This window comes from Solibacillus sp. FSL R5-0691, from assembly GCF_037974225.1.
GTDB lineage: Bacteria > Bacillota > Bacilli > Bacillales_A > Planococcaceae > Solibacillus.
Genome location: NZ_CP150231.1, coordinates 3,219,468 through 3,240,537, shown reverse-complemented (window position 1 = coordinate 3,240,537; position 21,070 = coordinate 3,219,468). Strand labels below are relative to the sequence as shown.

The following is a 21,070-nucleotide window of genomic DNA, read 5'->3' as shown; positions in this document are numbered from 1 at the left end:
TGCACATACTTGCAAAAAAATATGGAATTCTTTAAACTAATAAATGTGTTAGCACTCGACAAACGAGAGTGCTAAAAATAGAAAAATTTTTAGGAGGTTGTTTCAATTGTTAAGACCATTAGGAGATCGCATCATTATCGAACTTGTTGAGGTAGAGGAAAAAACAGCATTTGGTATTGTTTTACCCGACTCAGCAAAAGAAAAACCACAAACTGGTAAAGTAGTGGCAGTAGGTACAGGTCGTGTTCTTGACAACGGCACTCGTCTTGAGCTTGACGTAAAAGAAGGCGACGAAATTATCTTCTCTAAATTCTCTGGTACGGAAGTTAAGTACGACGGCGTAGAATATTTAATTCTGCGTGAGAGCGATGTACTTGCAATTGTCGGATAATTACAAAATCAAAAGAACTGCAGCTAGTTATACATACTAAGCTTTGCTAGCTGCACAACTTCATAACCAATAAATTAAAAAATAGATCGTGAATATTAGGAGGAAAATGGATTATGTCAAAAGATATTAAATTTTCAGAAGAAGCACGTTCATTAATGGCGGCTGGTGTAGATAAATTAGCTAACGCTGTAAAAGTAACTTTAGGTCCTAAAGGACGTAATGTTGTTTTAGAGAAAAAATTCGGTTCTCCACTTATTACAAATGACGGTGTATCGATTGCAAAAGAAATTGAATTGGAAAACGCTTATGAAAATATGGGCGCTAAATTAGTAGCGGAAGTAGCTTCTAAAACGAACGAAATCGCAGGGGATGGTACAACTACAGCAACCGTACTTGCGCAAGCGATGATTCGTGAAGGACTTAAAAACGTAACAGCTGGTGCAAACCCAGTAGGTATTCGTAAAGGTATGGACAAAGCGGTTGCTGCTGCACTAACAGAGCTTCAAGCTATTTCACGTCCAGTTGAAAATAAAGAATCAATCGCACAAGTAGCAGCAATCTCTTCTGCAGATGATGAAATTGGCCAATACATTGCAGATGCGATGGAGCGCGTAGGAAACGACGGCGTTATTACAATTGAAGAGTCTAAAGGCTTTACAACAGAATTAGATGTAGTAGAAGGTATGCAATTCGACCGTGGTTATGCATCACACTACATGGTAACGGATACAGATAAAATGGAAGCGGTTCTTGATAACCCATTCATTTTAATTACAGACAAAAAAATCTCAAACATTCAGGAGATTTTACCGGTATTAGAACAAGTGGTTCAACAAGGACGTCCAATTTTAATTATTGCTGAAGATGTTGAAGGCGAAGCGCTTGCGACATTAGTAGTAAATAAATTACGTGGTACATTCAACGCAGTGGCAGTAAAAGCTCCAGGTTTCGGTGATCGTCGTAAAGCAATGTTAGAGGATATTGCTGTATTGACTGGTGGTCAAGTAATTACACAAGATCTTGGTTTAGATTTAAAATCAGCTGATTTATCATCACTAGGTCGTGCTGCAAAAGTTATCGTATCAAAAGATAACACAACAATTGTTGAAGGTGCTGGAAACACAGATGCAGTAGCTGGTCGCGTGAACCAAATCCGTGCACAACTTGCTGAAACAGCATCAGAATTCGATAAAGAAAAATTACAAGAGCGCTTAGCTAAATTAGCTGGTGGTGTTGCAGTAATTAAAGTTGGTGCTGCAACAGAAACAGAATTAAAAGAGCGCAAATTACGTATTGAAGATGCATTAAACTCAACTCGTGCAGCAGTAGAAGAAGGTATCGTATCAGGTGGTGGTACAGCACTTCTAAACGTATACGCGGCTGTTGAAAAAGTATTGGATCAAGTGGAAGGCGATGTAGCAACGGGTGTACGCATTATTTTACGTGCATTAGAAGAGCCGGTTCGTCAAATTGCTGAAAACGCTGGTCTAGAAGGTTCAATTATCGTTGACCGTTTAAAACGTGAAGAGATTGGTATTGGCTTCAACGCGGCAACAGGCGAGTGGGTAAACATGGTCGATGCAGGCGTAGTAGACCCAGCAAAAGTTACACGTTCAGCATTACAAAATGCAGCATCAGTAGCTTCACTATTCTTAACAACAGAAGCAGTAGTTGCAGACATCCCAGAACCAGCAGGCAGCGGTATGCCGGATATGGGCGGCATGGGTATGCCGGGGATGATGTAATACCTTTAAGTAACGTATAGATTGTTTTTATAATATAATCGGTTGTTTTGTTTATTAGAGCAAAACAGCCGATTTTTTACATTGTTTTGTATTTTAATAATCGATAAATTATAATATGGAAAGGTTCCAAAATAAGGGAGGAATTGGATGAAGAAGTTTGCAGTTTTACTGACATTTGTACTCGTATTACAACTCGTTTTACCTTTAACAACTATAGTGCAGGCCGAAAGTGAGAGTAATGAGCTTTATTATGTAGCACTTGGTGACTCGCTGGCAGCGGGAATGAATGAAAAAGGTGAGATTGGTTTTGGTTATGCAGACCTGCTTGCTAAAAATTATCAAGAGCAGAAAAGTGAAGTAATGTTTAATAAAGGGTTCTCTTACCCAGGATTTACAACCGTTGACGTGTTAAAGGAAATCGAAGAAAACGTCACGAAACCTATTTACGACTTAAATGGTGTTTCGCAAAAGACTATCGCAATCAAGGATGCAATTGGGCAGGCAGACCTCATTACATTGAGTGCTGGAGCAAATGATATTTTAAAAAAGATAAATCGCTCTGAAACTGGCGAATTCAGCTTTGAAACTGCAGACATTATTAAAAGTATTCAGGATGTATCGTTAAATTATAATAAGATTTTCGAAAGCATTTATAAAATTAATCCGGACGTTGATATAATCGTCATGGGTCTTTACAATCCGTTTCCTTATATAGAGGATCCGGCAATTCAAAAACAATTAAGCTTGCTAGTAACTACTTTGAATAATTCAATGAAGAATATTGTAGAAAATAATGGTGGCATATTTACTGAAGTAGCTGCACAAATCGCAACGGATGCAAAAACTTATTTACCGAACCCTCAAAATATCCATTTAAGTGAAGCGGGTTACCAAGTAGTAGCGGATGCGATGTTAAAAAATTATTTGGATGCATTGATCAGAGAAGAAGATAATACGGAAGGCGAGATTGTGAATGCGCCGTTTACTGATATTCAAAACCATTGGAGTAAAGATTATATTGATGTTGCCTATGCAAAAGGAATTATGAATGGTTATGAGGATGGTACATTCCAGCCAAATGCCAATATGACGCGTGCTCAAGCGATCTCTGTAATTTCAAGGGCTTTTGGATTAACTGCAAAAAACAAGGCCCCTTTTAAAGATATTAGTCATTATGCACCGCAAACTCAAAATGCAATTGCCGCTGCATATGAAGCTGGCTTGATTAAAGATAATAACGGGGATTTTAATCCTCAAGGTAAAATTACACGTTCACAGTTAGCATTGATTTTAATGCGTCTTTCTACTGTTCAAACTGGGCAGCAATATATTCCTGCAAAACAGGCACCTTTCCATGATATTGCAAACTATAACGATGAAGCGCAGTTAGCAATTACTTTTTTATATGATACGGGCCTAGTCCAGGGAACAAGTGCTACAACGTTTTCACCTCAAGGCAATGTAACACGTGCTCAAGCGGCGAAAATTTTAGTGCTTGCAATAAATGAAAAATAAAAAACAAGCGTTAAATGGACGGGGATCCATTTAACGCTCGTTTTTTGCTGACGAGTAAACAAATGCAAACTCGTCTATATCATTGCAAAAACGGGGATTTTTGCAAGGGGACACAATGTTGTTTATAAGCTGAAGCGGGTGTGAAAATTATTCTTTCCACTTTAACCCTTCAAAGAAACGATAAATTTCTTCAAACACTAATTCGCGTTCTTTACCTAATGTTAATATATGTCCGGAATTAATGAAAGTTTTAACTGATTTAATTCGTGAATTGACTGAACTATAGATAAGATCGGCACTTTCACAATAATATTCATCATCTTCCAAACCACGTAAAATGTGGACTGGTGTTTGAATAACATTTAGTTTTTCACTTGTTTCATTAATCATATTTTGTAAATAATTTAATGAAGGCATTTTTACAAGTTCAGCTATTTTATTACGGCTATCCACTGTTTCGTCATAAGTGCCTGATAACTTTTTATAGTTAATAGCATAGTCAATAATTCGATTTTGTAAACTATCTGTTGATTTTGCTGTTGCTGGAGCAGACATTGTAACAATCGCTTTTGTCGGACGTTCCTCACCAAGCTTTAAAGAGAAAATGCCGCCAAGAGAAACACCTGCTACTGCAATTTCATCATAACCACGTTTACGCAATTCATCGTAGCCTTCTATAACACTGTCCCACCATTCTGCGGGTTGTGATTGAATTAATAAATCTGGGCCACCACCATGGCCTTTATATAATGGTGCATGTACTGTATAGTTACGATCCGCTAAATACTTTCCTAAACGTTTTACATCATTTGTATTTCCGGTAAAGCCATGCAGTAATAAAACAGCACGTTTTCCGGATTCAATTGTAAAAGGTTTCGGCGCGATGAGTTTCATTGTCAATTAGACCCCTTTTTTTTATGTCAATTTTATAAAACTTCAAAAAAATGCTTGAAATCTTAAAATAATTTTGTTATGAAAAGCTGTTGCTATCGATTATTATAAAGGTATTAATATATAAGTACAATTTATTATTTTTATTGTTTTGATGCAAAAAAGTTATGAATGATGTGAGGTGTTAAAAATGGAGATTGAACAGCTTCAATATTTCAAAACCGTTGCTACAATGCAACATATGACACGTGCGGCAGAAGTTTTGGCGATTTCCCAACCGGCGTTAAGTAAGTCGATTGCGAACATCGAACAGAATTTAGGAGTACCGCTTTTTAACCGTGAAGGAAGATCTATTTATCTGAATCGTTTTGGCGAGCTTTTTTTACAAAGTGTCAATGTCATTTTGGATGAATACGATCGGATTAAAGAAGAATTTGAAGATATTATTAAACCTGGTTCGGGAGAAGTGTCCTTTGGTTTTATTCATACACTTGGCATGGAAATTGTGCCGGAACTGATTGCTTCAACAAGTGAGGCATTTCCGAATATGCAATTTTCTTTAACACAGGCGACATCGTTAAGCTTATTAAAACGCCTTGAAGAAGGTGCCATCGACCTGTGCCTATCCCAAAAAATCGAATCAAAAGTAATTGAAATAGAGACAGAAGAATTATTTGAGGAAGAGCTGTTTGTCATTGTCCCGACAACTCATCCATTGGCTGAGCAAGATGCCGTTAAATTTGAGGAAGTAAAAAATGAACCATTTATCGCAATTAAAAAGGGAAATTCACTTCGTCAATTAGTGGATGAACTTTTTTTAGAGCGGGGGATTGCTCTAAATACTACATTTGCCGCTGAAGAAATGCATACAGTAGCAGGGTTTGTCGGTGCAGGAATGGGTATATCCGTAATACCGAATATTAAAGGGCTTGACCATTATAAAGTAAAACGTTTGAAGCTAGATCCGCCTTGCTATCGTTCCGTCTGTGTATCATGGGCGAAAAATCGTTATTTGCCTCCAGCAGTATCCGAGTTTAAACAATATTTACTGGATTATTTTCAGCAAAGAGAAGAGTGAATTAAATGGAGCATAATCAATTTAAAGCCTTGCTTAAATTACATGAAATCGAGCATGAGGACAAGTGGCTGGAGCAATTTGACTCGGCAATGAAAGGGGACGGGCAGGCAATCGTTAATATTGCCATGTTATTTAAAGAATATGGACAATATGACGAAATGTACGACTTGTTAGATAAGGCGAGTGAACAGCAAAACAGAGAAGCTATGTATGAACTGGGGAATTGTTATTTTGAGGAGCTTGGCGAAAAAGGAAGCGAGCAGCAGGCGTTTTTACTCTATAAAAGAGCTGCACAGTTAGGCCACCCTGATGCAATGAATAATTTAGCAGATATGTATTTGAACGGTGAAGGAATTGCGGTAGACGAGCAACAGGCACTCAATTGGTTTAAGAAAGCGGCAGAATTAGGTGTCCCTGAAGCGATGTTTACCCTCGGAATGATGTATGAACAAGGATTGGGTACCGAATGTGATGAATCGCAGGCCTTTGCCTTTTATTCGCAAAGTGCCGAACAGCATGATGTCGAGGCGATGTATCGCATCGGTATGATCTATTTTTCAGGAGAACTTGGGCAACAGCAGGATTATGAAAAAGCGTTGGAATGGTTTTTAAAAGCGAGCGAACAGTTTCATGTCGATGCAACATACAATATCGCCTACTGTTATGAATACGGTTATGGAATTACTCAGGATAAAGAAAAGGCAATCCATTACTATAAAAAAGCAAGTTTACTTGGAGACTTGGAAGCGACAAAAAAAGTTGTCAGCTACTATGAGATGACGGACGCAGTTGAAGCATCCAAGTGGCGGGAAAAGCTATTAGTTCTAAATAACGATATATATGAATAATAATATGATAGATGCAGTAAAAGGTTCAATTTCCTGTCTCTCTGTCATAATTTAGACCCATTTCATGGAGAAAAATAGGTTTAAATTCCGTGAAAAATAGGAAATATATTATAAGGGGAAAGTATTAAGAAGGGGGAATTTTTATGTTTATGTTTGCAGTCCACCAATTCTCTTCTGAACACAATGAGGATAGTATTCAAAAACTACAACAAATGCTATTAGAACAGCGGGAGAATTTGACGACGCTATGTACAATCGTTGAATATTTAAAAAGTTATGTCCAAACAGGACTAGATCATAAAGATGTTGTTAAATACAAGCAAAAAATCCAAATGATGACGGATAAACAAGAAAAACGTTACAATCAAATTGATGAGCTTATCAATACTAATATTTTGGAATTGAAGAAGGGTAAAACAGCAGATAATACCGCACTTATTTATGGCAAGGAAGTTCGGAAAATTGAATCTGGTGTCCGTACCTTAAAACTGTTTGCGAGCGATGCAGTAAATATGTTAGATCTAAACAAACATTTAGAAAATCGCAGTATTGAACGTATCCGTTATTTTGATAAACGCTCTACATCTTTGGAGGCAGAAATTATTTCCCTAACAAAGCAACTATCTTATAAATAAACAAGAAGCCATCCTACCATATTTTTAGGTAGGGTGGCTTTTCTTATGAAGTTCTGAAAAATGTGATACCCAGCAGACCATATTTAATATAAAAAAGTTTATACTTATAAAAAGAGAAGCGAACGAAATAGGAGAGAATGGATATGAAAACAGTAGTAGTTGTAGGTGGCGGGATTACCGGGCTATGTACGATGCATTATTTGAAAAATAAAATGCACGAGCAAAATGTGGAAGCGCGGTTAATATTGATTGAAAAGAACGCATATTTAGGTGGGAAAATTCATTCCGAAAAGGATAAAGGTTTTATTATGGAAACGGGGGCTGACTCAATTGTAGCTCGTCATCCAGGGGTTTTGGAGCTTGTAAAGGAGCTTGATTTTGAATCAGAGCTTGTCTATAACGAAACAGGTATTTCCTACATTCATACGAATAATGAGCTTCATGCAATCCCGGCAGGCTCGACATTCGGTATTCCGATGAGTGTAGAATCACTTATGTCGAGTACGCTAATTTCTGAAGAAGGTAAAAAAAGAGCACTACAAGATTTAGAAATACCGAACACTACATTTACAAAAGAAAGCTCTATCGGAACGTTTTTGGAGTACTTTTTAGGGGGAGAAATTGTCCGCAAACAAATTGCTCCTGTATTAGCGGGTGTTTATTCGGGTGATTTATATCAATTGAGCCTGGCATCCACTTTGCCTTATTTAGTGGACTATAAAAATAAATACGGATCGATTATTAAAGGATTCGAAGCACATCGGGAACAATTCGAAAAAGCAGCGAATAAGAAATTTATCTCTTTCCGTTCGGGTTTATCGGCATTGATCGATCGTTTAGAGGAACAGCTGCCGGAAGTTGAATTCATGAAAAATACGGTAACAAAGCAAATCTCAAAAAAAGAAGAGCAATATGAAGTCGTGCTGGAAGATGAAACGATTTTGGCCGATGTTGTTGTACTCGCAGTTCCAAATGAAACAGTGCGTCATGTCATACAGGATGAATTATTGGAAGAGCAGCTGAAAAAGTTCACGACTGCATCTGCTTTAACGATGTATGTGGGCTTTGATGTGCCTGATGATGTTTTACCAGCTGATGGAACAGGCTTTATCGTCTCCCATAATAGCGATTTAGTTTGCAATGCGTCGACATGGACAAGCCGTAAATGGAAACATACGTCGGCAGAGGGTAATTTACTCGTTCGCCTGTTTTATAAAAATATTAACCCGCGTTATGAAGAGTTGGCAGCCATGTCTGATGAAGAGCTGACAAAAGTAGCATTGGAAGATATTCTTCTCAGCTTAGGTGTTGAAGCGGAGCCGACGGTTGTTAATGTAACAAAGTGGATTGACCAGATGCCCCGCTATGATTTGGCGCATAATGAAGCATTATCGGAAGTTATGAAGCAACTGGAAGAGGCTTACCCGAATGTTCTATTAGCGGGATGTGCCTATTTCGGTGTAGGAATCGGTGCCTGTATTTTAAACGGTAAAAAAACGGCTGAACAGATTATTAGTCGAATTATGTAAAGAAATACTTCATTCAGCTAAAGGGTATTGACGTAATTATTAGATAACGTTATGATTCATTTAATTATTTTAAAAATTCATATTATTTTCTTATCAAGAGAAGTCGAGGGACTGGCCCGATGAAACTTCAGCAACCAACGTTAAGTCAGGTGCTAAATCCAGTGGCAAATGCCAGAAGATGAGAAGGGATTAAGTTGATCACTACTAAGCCTTCTTTTATTTAATGAAAGAAGGCTTTTTTATATCGTTAATATACTGAAAATACTGTAAATGATGGAGTGAAGGCAATGGGTTTACTTGAAGAATTACAAACGCGGGTTTTAACAGCAGACGGGGCAATCGGAACACTTCTTTATTCATATGGATTGGATTATTGTCATGAAGAAATGAATATTGCACGTCCTGATATTATAGAGAAAATTCATGGCGAATATATTGCGGCGGGTGCAGATATTATCCAAACAAATACATATGGGGCAAACCGGATAAAGCTTGCACGATATGGCTATGAAAATCGTGTCTTTGAATTTAATGAAGCTGCATTAAAAATAGCAAAGCGTGCTGCCTCCCTTGATGGGCAATATGTGTTGGCGACAATTGGCGGTATTCGCGGAATCCGAAAAAGTGATGCGACATTAGACGAAATTTTAGCTGCATTCCAAGAGCAGGCTGAAGTATTACTAGCTGGTGAACCGGACGGATTTTTACTTGAAACGTATTATGATTTTGAAGAACTATCCCATTGTGTCCATCTATTACGTTCAATGACCGATTTACCGATCATTGCCCAAGTCACAATGCAGGAACCGGGTGTCCTTCAAAATTTGATGTCTTTAAATGAAGCTTTTCATGATTTGGAAAGATTAGGTGCAGATATTGTTGGGAGCAACTGCCGATTAGGTCCTTTCCATACAATTCAGGCGTTTGAAGGAGTCAATTTACCGGATAAAGCATTTTTATCGGCTTACCCAAATGCATCATTACTCGATATTGAAGATGGTCGTGTTGTCTATGAGTCGGAAACCGATTATTTTGCACGTGCCGCTGTCGAACTCGTAAACCAGGGAGTCCGTTTAATTGGCGGTTGCTGCGGAACAACACCGAAGCATATTGCAGCAGTAAAAAAACGTTTGGCGAATATGGAGCCGGTCGAAACAAAAGAAGCCAAACCTGGGCAAACACAATTTGTCCGTATTCCGGAACCGCGTAAGCAAGAGCCGCTTCACGAAAAAGCAAAACGTGAACGCTCTGTTATTGTGGAACTTGATACACCGCGTCATCTGGAAATTGACGGGTTTGTCGAAGGGGCAAAACAGCTGGCAAAAGCGGGCGCAGACGTCATAATGATGGCGGATAACTCACTTGCTTCACCTCGTATCAGTAATATCGCGATGGCCGCTATTTTAAAAGAGCATGGGATTCGCTCATTGCCGCATTTAACATGCCGTGACCGCAACTTAATTGGGCTTCAGTCACATTTGATGGGGCTTGATGCGCTGGAGCTTCATGATATTCTTGTCATTACAGGGGACCCGACAAAAGTGGGGGATTTCCCGGGTGCGACAAGCGTCTATGATGTTTCATCAATGGAGCTTATTTCCTTAATTAAGCAGATGAATAAGGGTGGTTCTTTTACAGGGAAGTCGTTACGCAAACAGGCGAATTTCTCGGTGGCTGCTGCCTTTAATCCGAATGTCCGCGTATTGGACCGTGCTGTTGCCCGTTTAGAGAAGAAAATCGAGCACGGTGCAGATTACTTTATTTCGCAGCCGGTCTATACGAAAGAGAAAATCGTCGAAATCTATGAGGCGACTAAACATTTGGAAACACCAATCTATATCGGAATTATGCCGTTGACGTCATCGCGCAGTGCGGAATTTTTACATCATGAAGTACCGGGCATTAAATTATCAGATGAAGTACTTGCGCGTATGGCTGCTTGCGGGGATGACAAGGAAGCAGCGACAGCAGAAGGAATCGCGATTGCGAAAGAGCTACTCGATACAGCTTGCAAATACTTTAACGGGATTTATTTAATTACACCGTTTTTACGCTATGATATGACGCTGGAATTAATGGACTATGTAAAACAATATGATGCGGAAAGTAAAGGAGTTCAGTCGAATGTATAATCACCCAATTCATGAGCAATTACAAAAAAGAATACTTATCATCGATGGTGCCATGGGGACGATGCTTCAGGCAGAAAACCTAACATATGAAGATTTTGGCGGTGAAGACTTAGACGGTTGTAATGAAAACCTTGTACTGACAAGGCCTGATGTATTGGGCAAAATCCACCGTGAATATTTAGCTGCAGGCGCTGATATTATTTGTACAAATACATTTGGTGGAACACCGCTCGTACTGGATGAATATGACTTAGGTGACAAGGCGGTTGAAATTAATAAGCGGGCGGTTGAGATTGCACTGGAAGCGGCGAAAGAGTTTTCGACACCGGAGTGGCCACGCTTTGTTGCAGGTGCAATCGGACCAACGACAAAAACATTGTCGGTAACAGGCGGTATTACATTTGAAGAGCTGGAAGAAAACTTTTATATACAGGCAAAAGCGTTAATCGAAGCTGGGGCGGATTTAATCTTAATGGAAACTTCCCAGGATATGCTGAATGTAAAAGCAGGAACAATTGCGATCCACCGCGCATTTGAAGAACTTGGCAAAGAGCTGCCTGTCATGATTTCCGGAACAATTGAGCCAATGGGAACAACGCTTGCCGGGCAATCAATCGAAGCATTTTATATTTCGATCGAGCACATTAAACCTTTGTCTGTCGGACTGAACTGTGCGACAGGCCCGGAATTTATGACCGATCATATCCGTTCATTGGCAGAACTTTCAAATGGCTATATTAGCTGTTATCCGAATGCCGGTTTACCGGACGAGGAAGGCTGCTACCATGAAACGCCGGATTCATTATCGAAAAAACTGCAAGGTTTCGCAGAAAAAGGCTGGCTGAACATCGTCGGCGGCTGCTGCGGTACAACGCCTGCACATATCGCGGCAATCCGTGAAGCTGTAGAAGGCTATAAACCTCGTGAGCCGAAAGATGCAACACATGGACATGTCGTATCAGGTATCGAGCCACTGCAATACGATGAATCGATGCGACCATTATTTATTGGGGAGCGTACGAATGTTATCGGCTCTCGTAAATTCAAAAATCTGATTGTTGACGGTAAATTTGAAGAAGCAGCGGAAATTGCGCGTGCACAAGTTAAAAATGGGGCACATGTTATCGATATATGTTTAGCAAACCCTGACCGTGATGAAGCCGAAGATATGAAAAACTTCATGCAGGAAGTTGTGAAAAAAGTTAAGGTGCCGCTTGTAATCGACTCTACAGATGAAAAAGTAATGGAAGTCGCCCTGAAGTTTTCACAGGGGAAGGCTATTATTAACTCTATTAACCTGGAAGATGGCGAAGAGCGTTTCGATGCGGTTATGCCACTTGTGAAAAAATATGGGGCTTCACTTGTTGTCGGTACGATCGATGAAACGGGAATGGCTATTACACGTGAGCAAAAGCTTGAAGTGGCGAAACGTTCATATAAGCTCTTAACAGAAAAATGGGGCATGTCAGCTGAAGATATTATCTTTGACCCGTTAATGTTCCCGGTTGGTACAGGCGATGAGCAATATATCGGAGCCGCTGAGGAAACAATTGAAGGAATTCGCCTGATTAAAGAACATTTACCTGGCTGCTTAACAGTGCTTGGTGTAAGTAATGTTTCGTTCGGTCTGCCGCCTGTAGGACGTGAAGTATTAAATGCGGTGTACTTATATCACTGCACACAAGCCGGCTTGGACTATGCGATTGTAAATACGGAAAAGCTGGAGCGCTATGCATCGATTCCTGAAGAGGAAATCAAGCTGGCGAATGATCTGATCTTCAATACAAATGATGAAACACTCGCTGTATTCACTGACTTTTACCGTGATAAAAAGAAAGATGCAGTCGTGAAAGAATTGCCGGCGACAGTGGAAGAACGCCTTGCGTATTACATATTGGAAGGTACGAAGGAAGGGTTAATTGACGATTTAAATGCAGCTCTTGAAAAGTTCGATACACCGCTAGATATTATTAACGGACCATTGATGGCAGGGATGGCGGAAGTCGGCAAACTGTTTAATGAAAACCAGCTGATTGTAGCAGAAGTACTACAAAGTGCCGGTGTCATGAAGTCAGCGGTCGCTCATTTAGAGCAATTCATGGAAAAGGGCGATACGAGTGCCAATAAAGGGACAATGGTATTGGCGACAGTAAAAGGCGATGTTCATGATATCGGCAAAAACCTGGTCGACATTATTTTAAGCAATAATGGCTATCGTGTTATAGATTTAGGGATTAAAGTGACACCTGCACAGCTGATTGAAACAATCCGAAAAGAAAAACCGGACTTTATCGGCTTATCAGGATTACTCGTAAAATCAGCCCAGCAAATGGTCATTACGGCACAGGACTTTAAAGAAGCAGGTATTGATATTCCGATATTAGTAGGGGGCGCAGCATTGTCACGTCGCTTTACGGAAACGAAAATTGCCGATCAGTATGATGGACCGGTAATCTATTCAAAAGATGCGATGCAAGGTTTGGAACAGGCAAATCGCTTAATGAATACAAACGAACGCGAAGTATTAATAGAAGAATTACGTGATGCACGGGAAAAACGTCTCGAATCGGATGCGAAGCGTGCAGCACGCCCGGCAGTGGCAGTACTTGAAAAACCGGTTCGAACAGTGGGAGATGCCGCTGTTTGGAAGCCAAAAGATTTAGTGCCGCATATTAAACCGGATTATTCGGTTGCCCACTTACATCCGTATGTGAATATGCGTACATTGATCGGGCATCATTTAGGGCTTAAAGGGAACTTGGAACAATTGCTTGCGGATCAGGATGACCGTGCAGTTTTATTGAATGATTTAGTAAATGGCTATTTAACGGGCGGTGGATTGAGTGCTTCAGGAATGTATCAGTTCTTCCCGGCCCAATCCGATGGCGACGATGTTGTTGTGTACAGTCCGGAAGATGCAAAAACGGAAATCAAACGATTCACATTCCCGCGCCAGCAAGTAGCACCTTATTTATGTTTATCTGATTATTTAAAGCCGGTTGATAGCGGTGAGATGGACTATATTGCATTGATGGTGGTAACGGCAGGTAAAGGGGTAAGCGAAAAGGCAAATGAGCTGAAACAAGCAGGCAAGTTTTTGGAGAGTCATGCACTACAGGCGACTGCACTTGAGCTTGCGGAAGGGTTTGCGGAACGTATTCATCAGGAAATCCGTGACCAATGGGGCTTCCCGGACGCAACGGACTTTACGATGCGTGACCGGTTTGCAGCGAAGTACCAAGGACAACGATTCAGCTTTGGCTATCCGGCCTGTCCGAATCTGGAAGACCAGGAGAAACTGTTCGCTCTATTGAAACCGGAAAAGATTGGCGTACATTTAACGGAAGGCTTTATGATGGAGCCGGAAGCAAGTGTATCGGCAATAGTATTTGCTCATCCGGATGCACGTTATTTTAATGTATAATTGATTTAAAAATACCGCTTTGCCTTTTTGGAGGTAAGGCGGTTTTGCGACCTTTAGGAGGAAAAAGTATGATTCGACGCGCAACAAAAGAAGATATACCAATGATTTTGGAAATATTTAATGATAATATTCGAAATTCCACAGCGATTTACATGTACGAGGAGCAAACTTTGGAAAATCGTTTACGATGGTTTGAACAGAAACAGGGTTCAGGTTATCCGCTCTTCGTATTTGATGAAGACGGAGAAGTGGCGGGCTATGCAACGTACGGAAGTTTCCGTGATTATCCGGCTAACCGATATACAGTAGAGCATTCGGTGTATGTGCATAAAAATCACTATAAAAAAGGGATTGCCAGTAAACTGATGAACGCCATTATAGAAGAAGCGAATGTAAATGATATTAAAACGATGGTTGGTTGTATCGATAAAGAAAATGTCGCCAGTATTAAAATTCATGAGAAATTCGGTTTTTTATATAGCGGTACAATCCGCAATGCAGGTTATAAATTCGGGAAATGGCTGGATTTAGTGTTTTACCAATTAGATTTGGATGGTCCGAAAACTCCGGAGGAAAAATAAGAAGCATACTGGTTGTTACCAGGTCATATGACATCTGTCATAAAAAATATGTGATGTTTGAGCGTTTTACCATGTTCCGTCTTTTTATATGATGTTATTAACAACTTTTGTGGAAAGAGGGATCGACACATGGTAAGCACACATGCAGATAAAACAAAGCAGCTGAGAAAAGATGTTGCACCGTTCGCAAAATCAGAAACGCGACTTAGTATTCAACAAATATTAAATACGCTTGTACCACTTGTATTAATTTGGGGGGCAGGTTATGTATTGCTACAGTACTCTCCTTGGTTTACGGCGTTATGTAGTATCCTAGCATCAGGATTTGTTATTCGTGCATTTATTATTTTCCATGACTGTACACACGGTTCATTCTTTAAAAGCAAAAAGGCGAATGCCATTATCGGAAATATAACAGGTATTGTAACATCTTTCCCTTATGAGAAGTGGAAGCGTGAGCATACGATTCACCATGCGACAAGTTCAAACTTGGATAAGCGCGGGATTGGCGATATCGATATGCTGACAGTTGATGAATACCTTGAAAAATCAAAATTAAGCCGTTTAGGTTACCGTTTATACCGCAACCCGCTTGTCATGTTTGGTTTAGGGCCGCTATTTATGGTACTTATACTGAACCGATTCAATCGCAAAGATGCAAAGCGTAAAGAGCGCTTAAACACTTACTTCAATAACATTGCATTGTTAATTATTTGTACAACCCTTATTTTAATATTTGGTTGGTCTACATTCTTGTTAGTGCATGGTTTAACATTATTTGTTGCGGGTGCATTAGGGATCTGGCTGTTCTATATTCAGCATACTTACGAAGATTCATATTTTGAAGTTGATTCAGAATGGGATTATGTAAAAGCTGCAGTTGAAGGAAGCTCGTATTACAAATTACCGAAAGTACTGCAATGGATTACAGGAAACATCGGATTCCACCATGTACACCACTTGTCACCACGTGTACCGAACTACAAGCTGGAAGATGCACACGAATCGATTAAGCCTCTTCAACAGGCAACAACGATTACATTAAAGACAAGTCTGGAATCAATTCGCTACAAATTATATGATGCGGACAACTACCGCTTTATAACATTCAAAGAAGCGGCCGAACTTGAGGCAGCGCGTAACCGAACTGTTACGAACTAACTTTATACAACAATTAAGGTACCTCAATTTATAGCTTGAGGTACCTGTTTTATTATAGAATATAGGTAAAAAGAGAATCGAGGCAATTATGCAAACTTGGTATAGTATCATCCCGAAAAGTCCGATGTTGAGTATTTATATATGGATAATCTTTTGTATTATGCCATTTTTCTTCATTATACAGTCGTTCACATTATGGCAGATCATGTTGGGGATCACTTTAATTTTAAGTTATTTTTTATGTCATTATTTTTCATTCAGTGCTAAACCAGGGCTGAAATATATGTGGATCAGCTTCCAAATGTTGCTGAATATTGCAATGACACTTGTATTTGGCTACGTGTATTTGGCGCTTTTTACTGCATTTTTTATCGGCAATATTAAACAGCCGGTTGGATTTTATATAATGTATGGTTTACATATAGGCTTTACCGTTCTTTCGATTGTCGGAGGATATTTTATCTTCCTTGATTTATTTTTATCACAAACACCATTTATCATTATAAATATGTTAGGTGTAGTGCTATTGCCGTTTACACTCTTTTCGAAAACACGACGTGAAAACTTGGAAGGTGAGCTGGAGACAGCGCGGGAACGTATTTCTGAATTGACGGTAATTGAAGAACGTCAGCGTATCGCACGTGATTTACACGATACACTCGGTCAGAAGCTTTCGATGATCGGATTAAAAAGTGACTTGGCAGCACGACTGGTTGAAAAAAATCCGGAACAAGCCATCATAGAAATAAAAGATATTCGTCAAACCGCAAGTGTCGCATTAAAAGAAGTACGTGAGCTTGTGGCCGATATGCGGGCAGTGAGAGTAGAAGAGGAGCTGCACCGTGTAGAGCAGATATTAAAAGCCGCACAGATTAAACTGCGGCTAAATGGAGATAAAAGTGAAATTAAAATGCCGATTTTAGCGGAAAATGTGATTAGTATGTGCTTAAAGGAAGCAGTTACAAATATCGTCAAACATAGTAGAGCGACGATTTGTCGTATTAGCTTTTATCAAAGTGATGATGAATTCAAAATGACGATTCAAGATAATGGGGTTGGCTTTGAACGCACGGATACATTACTTGGTGGAAGTGGCTTAAAAGGGATGCAGGAGCGTATTGAATTTATCAACGGTTCACTTGAAATAGAGAGCGATGAAGGAACGACGGTCGTGCTGAAAATACCGTTGGCGATCACGCATCAAAAGGGAGAGAACATGAAATGATTCGAATTGTAATTGCGGAAGATCAAGGAATGCTGCTTGGAGCGATGAAATCATTGCTCGGCATGGAAGACGATATGGAAGTGGTCGGTCTTGCCAAAAACGGGGAAGAGGCCATTGAAATGGTAACAGAACTAAACCCGGACATTTGTATTATGGACATCGAAATGCCGATTAAAACGGGATTGGATGCTGCCGAAGCGTTAAGAGGTAGCGAATGTAAAATCATTATTTTAACGACGTTTGCACGACCGGGTTACTTTGAACGTGCAAGAAAAGCGGGAGTGCGTGGTTATTTATTGAAGGATAGTCCGATTGAGGAGCTCGTCAATTCCATTCGGATTATTATGGATGGACGCCGTATTTACGCACCTGAGTTAGTGGATTTTGTATATGAAGATGATAGTGAAAATCCGCTGACGGAACGGGAAAGCCAAGTGCTGGAACTTGTTGCGGAAGGAAAGACGACAAAAGAAATTGCAGCAGAGCTCTATTTATCGGCAGGTACAGTACGAAATTATATTTCTGTCATACTTGATAAGCTTGGTGTCGGCAATCGAATTGAAGCAATCGCACGCTTTAAAGAAAAAGGCTGGAATAAAAAGAAAATGTGATTGCTAAAGAGCCTGACTAATAACTTTACTATTAAATAAATCCCCTCATTTTGTCTGTGAACAAAACGAGGGGATTTTTAGTTGAGGGAAGACTGGGGAGACTTATTTCTTTTTCGATAGCCGTCCGAGAAGATATGCCCCTGCTGCTACTGCCAGTAAAGTGTTTGTCTTTTTATTGAATACTTGTTTAGTGACAAGATTGATATTTTGTGGCCGTTCTGCTAAACGGCGCATGAAATACCCGTACCAGTCCTTGCCGTATGGTACATATACACATACTTGATACCCTTCACGTGCAAGTTCCAGCTGCAAGTCTTTACGGAACCCGTACAGCATTTGGAACTCGAATTTTTCTTTCGGGATATCATACTCCTCAACAAAATACTTCACATGTTTAATAATATTATGGTCATGTGTGGCGATTGAAGTAAAATGTCCGTGCGCCAAGTGATATTCGATCAGCTCGATAAAGTTGATATCAATATCAAGTTTATCCTGGTAAGCTACTTCTTCCGATTCTTTATAGGCACCCTTTACAACCCGTAGACGGTAATCCTTGAAATGTTCAATGTCGTCCTTAGCACGGTAAAAGTATGCTTGAATGACTGTGCCGACATTATCGAATGATTTTGCAAGTTCTTCCACAATATCGAATGACGGCTGAAGTCGCTTATAATCCTCCATATCAAAATTGACGAAAATCCCGTATTCATGTGCACGTTCCACAATCTCATATAAATTGTCATAACAGAAGTCGATGTCGATATCCAACCCTAGCTGTGAAGGCTTTAAGGAAATGTGGGCATCCAGCTCTTCCACCTGAATGGCTTCAATCATAGCTAAAATTTCTTCTTTCGCTTTCGTTGCTTCAGATTCATCAGTAACATATTCGCCTAAATTATCAACCGTGCAAGAAATTCCTTGCTCGTTTAATTTACGAATACTTTCGATTACTTCTTCAATCGTTGTTCCTGCAACAACGCTTTGTGCGCCCAATTTTAAGCCGTATTGCTGCGCTGCATTGTTAAGAGTTTGGTTTTCGGATAATGAAATGAAAAAATCACGTAATGCCATAAAAAACATCTCCTTAAAATTCATCATTTTCTTAAAATTATACCATAGCGTTATTTTTGTAGATTAAGAACAGCCATCTTAATTAATACCCATTTTAATCTTCTGCATGCGGTTAGGAAATAAATTAAATAATGTAGGATGGATAACAATTGATTAGTTTCCTCCAAATGCTACATTGTTGTAGAGAAGAGCTTGTTCTATCATATGTTGTTCTTTCACTATCAATTGCTATAGATTAGGATATTCTATTGATTGAAGAAAGCAAAATAACAAGGAGCTGTCTGAAAAACCTTTCAGAACAGCTCCTTGTTCAGTTCATAATTTATTGAAAGAATGGTTCGAAAATGTGTGGGGGAAGGGGGCACACATTTCGCTTTAGCTCTTCGAAGAGCTTAAAGAATTCGGGAACCCTGCTTTAGTTTTAGACCCGCTGTCTTGAACATGAGTAGGAGTAGGAACTTTTCCTAAGTTCGTTAGACGTTGGGCAAAACTGTCATTTGATTTTGTAAGACCTTTAAATGTTTCCTGCATTTCATAAGCATATGCGCCATGTTCCGCAATATCCAAACCTTGGACTTCTTCTTCATGTGTAACACGCAGAGGGATAAATGCTTTAATAATATATGTTGCAATGGCAACAGTACTTGCAGTCCATGCAATTACTGCAACAACACCTAATGCCTGCACCCCTAGTAACTGAGCACCACCGCCGTAGAATAGACCGCCGCCTGCAGTATCGAATAATCCTACTGCCAATGTACCCCAAATACCAGCAACACCGTGTACAGCAACAGCGCCAACCGGATCATCCACTTTTAATTTATGTTCAATAAAGCGGACCGCTTCTACTAACACAACGCCACCAATAGCACCTGCAATAATAGATCCGACAATGCTTAAGTTGGCAGCACCCGCAGTAATACTTACTAAACCAGCTAAAGCACCGTTTAATGTTAAAGAACCATCGATAAAACCGTAACGAAGACGTGTATAAAATGCAGTAGCAATGACACCGGCAGATGCAGATAAGAAAGTATTTGCAATAACGCCAGGAACTAATGCCGGATCTGCTGCTAATGTTGATGCACCATTAAAGCCGTACCAACCTAACCAAAGGATGAAAACCCCTAGTGCTCCAAGTGGAATGGAATGACCAGGAATAACGTTTACAACACCTTTCGCATATTTCCCGAAACGCGGACCAATGATTGCTGCTACAACTAGAGCTCCAACAGCACCAGTTAAATGTACAACAGTTGAGCCTGCAAAATCTACGAAGCCTAAAGCAGTTAACCAGCCATCACCTTGCCATACCCAATGGCCCACAACCGGATAAATAACAGCTGTCATGACAACGACCAATGCAATATAAGCCATAAGATTTGTACGTTCAGCAACAGCGCCTGAAATGATTGTTGCACATGTTGCAGCAAACATTGCCTGGAATACGAAGAATGCGATATCATCTACACCACTTAATGCAAAACCTGTAGAACCGATCAATCCGCCTGAACTTTCACCGAACATAATGGCATATCCGACTGCGAAATAGACAAGACCACCGATCGAAATTGTTAAAATGTTTTTCATTAAAATATTGACGGCATTTTTAGAGCGTGTAAATCCTGCTTCTACCATCGCGAATCCCGCATGCATGAAGAATACGAAAAACGCCCCAAGCATTACCCAAACTAAATTAATTGATAATTCCAATGCTTCATTTGTCATTAGAAACTCCTCCTTTTAGGAAATTTTTTTAGTCAATTGCAATTGAGCCGAGCTCTTTTGTCCGTATACGAATCGCCTGCTCTACAGGATAAATAAAGATTTTACCGTCACCAACTTCACCTGTAGATGCTTCACGCAACAATACATCAATAATCGGCTGTACTTTTGCGTTGTCTACTACCATTTCGAGCTTGAGCTTTTGCGAAAATTCCATTGAGAAAGAGTTTCCGCGAAACAGTCCGATTTTCCCTTCTTGTCGCCCAGCTCCGGCAATCTCGGAAATACTTAATCCATCAATTCCTTCAAGAGCTAACCCCTCTCGAACTTGTGCAAACACCTCAGGTCGAATAATCGCTTCAATTTTTTTCATGCTCAACAACTCCTTGTGTTATGTTATCTAACATGATAAATTGAATTTCTAGATAAATCAATAACTGATGTTAGGAAAATTAACATTTATTTTCGATTGGTTTAATCGCATTGTGAGATAATGTAAAAATAA

At 39.8% G+C, this 21,070-nt stretch carries 17 protein-coding genes and 1 riboswitch; of the genes, 13 read left to right on the top strand and 4 right to left on the bottom strand.

Annotated elements, in window-relative coordinates; translation table 11 throughout:
- Positions 1 to 106: 106 nt before the first annotated feature.
- The 3 genes from groES to MKY51_RS16270 all read left to right on the top strand — a co-directional run bounded on the left by groES (position 107) and on the right by MKY51_RS16270 (position 3,651).
- On the top strand, positions 107 to 391 hold the full coding sequence (gene groES, locus MKY51_RS16280) for a co-chaperone GroES (RefSeq protein ID WP_008408486.1): 285 nt from the start codon (positions 107 to 109) through the stop codon (positions 389 to 391).
- A 113-nt stretch (positions 392 to 504) separates the two neighbouring features.
- Positions 505 to 2,136 carry a chaperonin GroEL gene (gene groL / locus MKY51_RS16275; RefSeq protein WP_339173985.1) on the top strand — a complete coding sequence of 544 codons (1,632 nt, stop codon included), beginning with the start codon at positions 505 to 507 and terminating at the stop codon, positions 2,134 to 2,136.
- Between the two features lie 147 nt (positions 2,137 to 2,283).
- Positions 2,284 to 3,651, top strand: coding sequence for an S-layer homology domain-containing protein (locus MKY51_RS16270; RefSeq protein WP_339173983.1), 1,368 nt, complete (start codon positions 2,284 to 2,286; stop codon positions 3,649 to 3,651).
- 147 nt (positions 3,652 to 3,798) lie between these two features.
- On the opposite strand, the gene MKY51_RS16265 is transcribed toward MKY51_RS16270, so the two are convergent.
- A complete protein-coding gene (locus MKY51_RS16265) occupies positions 3,799 to 4,545 on the bottom strand; it encodes an alpha/beta fold hydrolase (protein ID WP_339173981.1) in 747 nt (248 codons plus the stop codon).
- Between the two features lie 187 nt (positions 4,546 to 4,732).
- Between MKY51_RS16265 and MKY51_RS16260 the strand changes: the two genes are divergently transcribed.
- The 10 genes from MKY51_RS16260 (at position 4,733) to MKY51_RS16215 (ending at position 17,766) form a co-directional block, all read left to right on the top strand.
- Complete coding sequence (locus tag MKY51_RS16260; RefSeq protein ID WP_339173978.1) at positions 4,733 to 5,620, top strand: LysR family transcriptional regulator; 888 nt, start codon at positions 4,733 to 4,735, stop codon at positions 5,618 to 5,620.
- 5 nt (positions 5,621 to 5,625) lie between these two features.
- Positions 5,626 to 6,468, top strand: coding sequence for a tetratricopeptide repeat protein (locus MKY51_RS16255; protein WP_339173975.1), 843 nt, complete (start codon positions 5,626 to 5,628; stop codon positions 6,466 to 6,468).
- A gap of 143 nt (positions 6,469 to 6,611) precedes the next feature.
- Complete coding sequence (locus MKY51_RS16250) at positions 6,612 to 7,103, top strand: chemotaxis protein (protein ID WP_339173972.1); 492 nt, start codon at positions 6,612 to 6,614, stop codon at positions 7,101 to 7,103.
- Between the two features lie 143 nt (positions 7,104 to 7,246).
- Positions 7,247 to 8,632, top strand: a complete 1,386-nt coding sequence (hemG, locus tag MKY51_RS16245) for a protoporphyrinogen oxidase (protein WP_339173970.1) — start codon at positions 7,247 to 7,249, stop codon at positions 8,630 to 8,632.
- A gap of 87 nt (positions 8,633 to 8,719) precedes the next feature.
- Positions 8,720 to 8,817: riboswitch (SAM riboswitch) on the top strand.
- A gap of 102 nt (positions 8,818 to 8,919) precedes the next feature.
- Positions 8,920 to 10,764 (top strand): bifunctional homocysteine S-methyltransferase/methylenetetrahydrofolate reductase, encoded by a 1,845-nt coding sequence (locus tag MKY51_RS16240; protein ID WP_339173967.1) that lies wholly within the window; start codon positions 8,920 to 8,922, stop codon positions 10,762 to 10,764.
- Positions 10,757 to 14,188 (top strand): methionine synthase, encoded by a 3,432-nt coding sequence (gene metH / locus MKY51_RS16235; RefSeq protein ID WP_339173965.1) that lies wholly within the window; start codon positions 10,757 to 10,759, stop codon positions 14,186 to 14,188. Before MKY51_RS16240 ends, metH begins: the two co-directional genes overlap by 8 nt.
- A gap of 68 nt (positions 14,189 to 14,256) precedes the next feature.
- Positions 14,257 to 14,769: an N-acetyltransferase family protein gene (locus MKY51_RS16230; protein ID WP_339173963.1), complete on the top strand. Its 513-nt coding sequence runs from the start codon at positions 14,257 to 14,259 to the stop codon at positions 14,767 to 14,769.
- A 129-nt stretch (positions 14,770 to 14,898) separates the two neighbouring features.
- Positions 14,899 to 15,930: a fatty acid desaturase gene (locus MKY51_RS16225; RefSeq protein ID WP_339173961.1), complete on the top strand. Its 1,032-nt coding sequence runs from the start codon at positions 14,899 to 14,901 to the stop codon at positions 15,928 to 15,930.
- 88 nt (positions 15,931 to 16,018) lie between these two features.
- Positions 16,019 to 17,155, top strand: coding sequence for a sensor histidine kinase (locus MKY51_RS16220; RefSeq protein ID WP_339173959.1), 1,137 nt, complete (start codon positions 16,019 to 16,021; stop codon positions 17,153 to 17,155).
- Positions 17,152 to 17,766, top strand: a complete 615-nt coding sequence (locus MKY51_RS16215) for a response regulator transcription factor (RefSeq protein ID WP_339173958.1) — start codon at positions 17,152 to 17,154, stop codon at positions 17,764 to 17,766. Before MKY51_RS16220 ends, MKY51_RS16215 begins: the two co-directional genes overlap by 4 nt.
- A gap of 102 nt (positions 17,767 to 17,868) precedes the next feature.
- Here MKY51_RS16215 and MKY51_RS16210 read toward each other — a convergent pair whose 3' ends face one another.
- From MKY51_RS16210 to MKY51_RS16200, 3 genes are all read right to left on the bottom strand, one after another.
- Positions 17,869 to 18,840, bottom strand: coding sequence for a proline dehydrogenase family protein (locus MKY51_RS16210; RefSeq protein WP_339173956.1), 972 nt, complete (start codon positions 18,838 to 18,840; stop codon positions 17,869 to 17,871).
- Positions 18,841 to 19,215: 375 nt separating this feature from the next.
- Positions 19,216 to 20,568, bottom strand: coding sequence for an ammonium transporter (locus MKY51_RS16205; protein ID WP_339173954.1), 1,353 nt, complete (start codon positions 20,566 to 20,568; stop codon positions 19,216 to 19,218).
- A 28-nt stretch (positions 20,569 to 20,596) separates the two neighbouring features.
- On the bottom strand, positions 20,597 to 20,938 hold the full coding sequence (locus tag MKY51_RS16200) for a P-II family nitrogen regulator (RefSeq protein ID WP_079523171.1): 342 nt from the start codon (positions 20,936 to 20,938) through the stop codon (positions 20,597 to 20,599).
- Between the last annotated feature and the right edge of the window lie 132 nt (positions 20,939 to 21,070).

Bases quoted from the DNA above. Each gene is read 5' to 3' on its own strand.
- groL (WP_339173985.1), top strand. From the start codon at position 505: ATGTCAAAAGATATTAAATTTTCAGAAGAAGCACGTTCATTAATGGCG.
- MKY51_RS16270 (WP_339173983.1), top strand. From the start codon at position 2,284: ATGAAGAAGTTTGCAGTTTTACTGACATTTGTACTCGTATTACAACTC.
- MKY51_RS16265 (WP_339173981.1), bottom strand. From the start codon at position 4,545: ATGAAACTCATCGCGCCGAAACCTTTTACAATTGAATCCGGAAAACGT.
- MKY51_RS16260 (WP_339173978.1), top strand. From the start codon at position 4,733: ATGGAGATTGAACAGCTTCAATATTTCAAAACCGTTGCTACAATGCAA.
- MKY51_RS16255 (WP_339173975.1), top strand. From the start codon at position 5,626: ATGGAGCATAATCAATTTAAAGCCTTGCTTAAATTACATGAAATCGAG.
- MKY51_RS16250 (WP_339173972.1), top strand. From the start codon at position 6,612: ATGTTTATGTTTGCAGTCCACCAATTCTCTTCTGAACACAATGAGGAT.
- hemG (WP_339173970.1), top strand. From the start codon at position 7,247: ATGAAAACAGTAGTAGTTGTAGGTGGCGGGATTACCGGGCTATGTACG.
- MKY51_RS16240 (WP_339173967.1), top strand. From the start codon at position 8,920: ATGGGTTTACTTGAAGAATTACAAACGCGGGTTTTAACAGCAGACGGG.
- metH (WP_339173965.1), top strand. From the start codon at position 10,757: ATGTATAATCACCCAATTCATGAGCAATTACAAAAAAGAATACTTATC.
- MKY51_RS16230 (WP_339173963.1), top strand. From the start codon at position 14,257: ATGATTCGACGCGCAACAAAAGAAGATATACCAATGATTTTGGAAATA.
- MKY51_RS16225 (WP_339173961.1), top strand. From the start codon at position 14,899: ATGGTAAGCACACATGCAGATAAAACAAAGCAGCTGAGAAAAGATGTT.
- MKY51_RS16220 (WP_339173959.1), top strand. From the start codon at position 16,019: ATGCAAACTTGGTATAGTATCATCCCGAAAAGTCCGATGTTGAGTATT.
- MKY51_RS16215 (WP_339173958.1), top strand. From the start codon at position 17,152: ATGATTCGAATTGTAATTGCGGAAGATCAAGGAATGCTGCTTGGAGCG.
- MKY51_RS16210 (WP_339173956.1), bottom strand. From the start codon at position 18,840: ATGGCATTACGTGATTTTTTCATTTCATTATCCGAAAACCAAACTCTT.
- MKY51_RS16205 (WP_339173954.1), bottom strand. From the start codon at position 20,568: ATGACAAATGAAGCATTGGAATTATCAATTAATTTAGTTTGGGTAATG.
- MKY51_RS16200 (WP_079523171.1), bottom strand. From the start codon at position 20,938: ATGAAAAAAATTGAAGCGATTATTCGACCTGAGGTGTTTGCACAAGTT.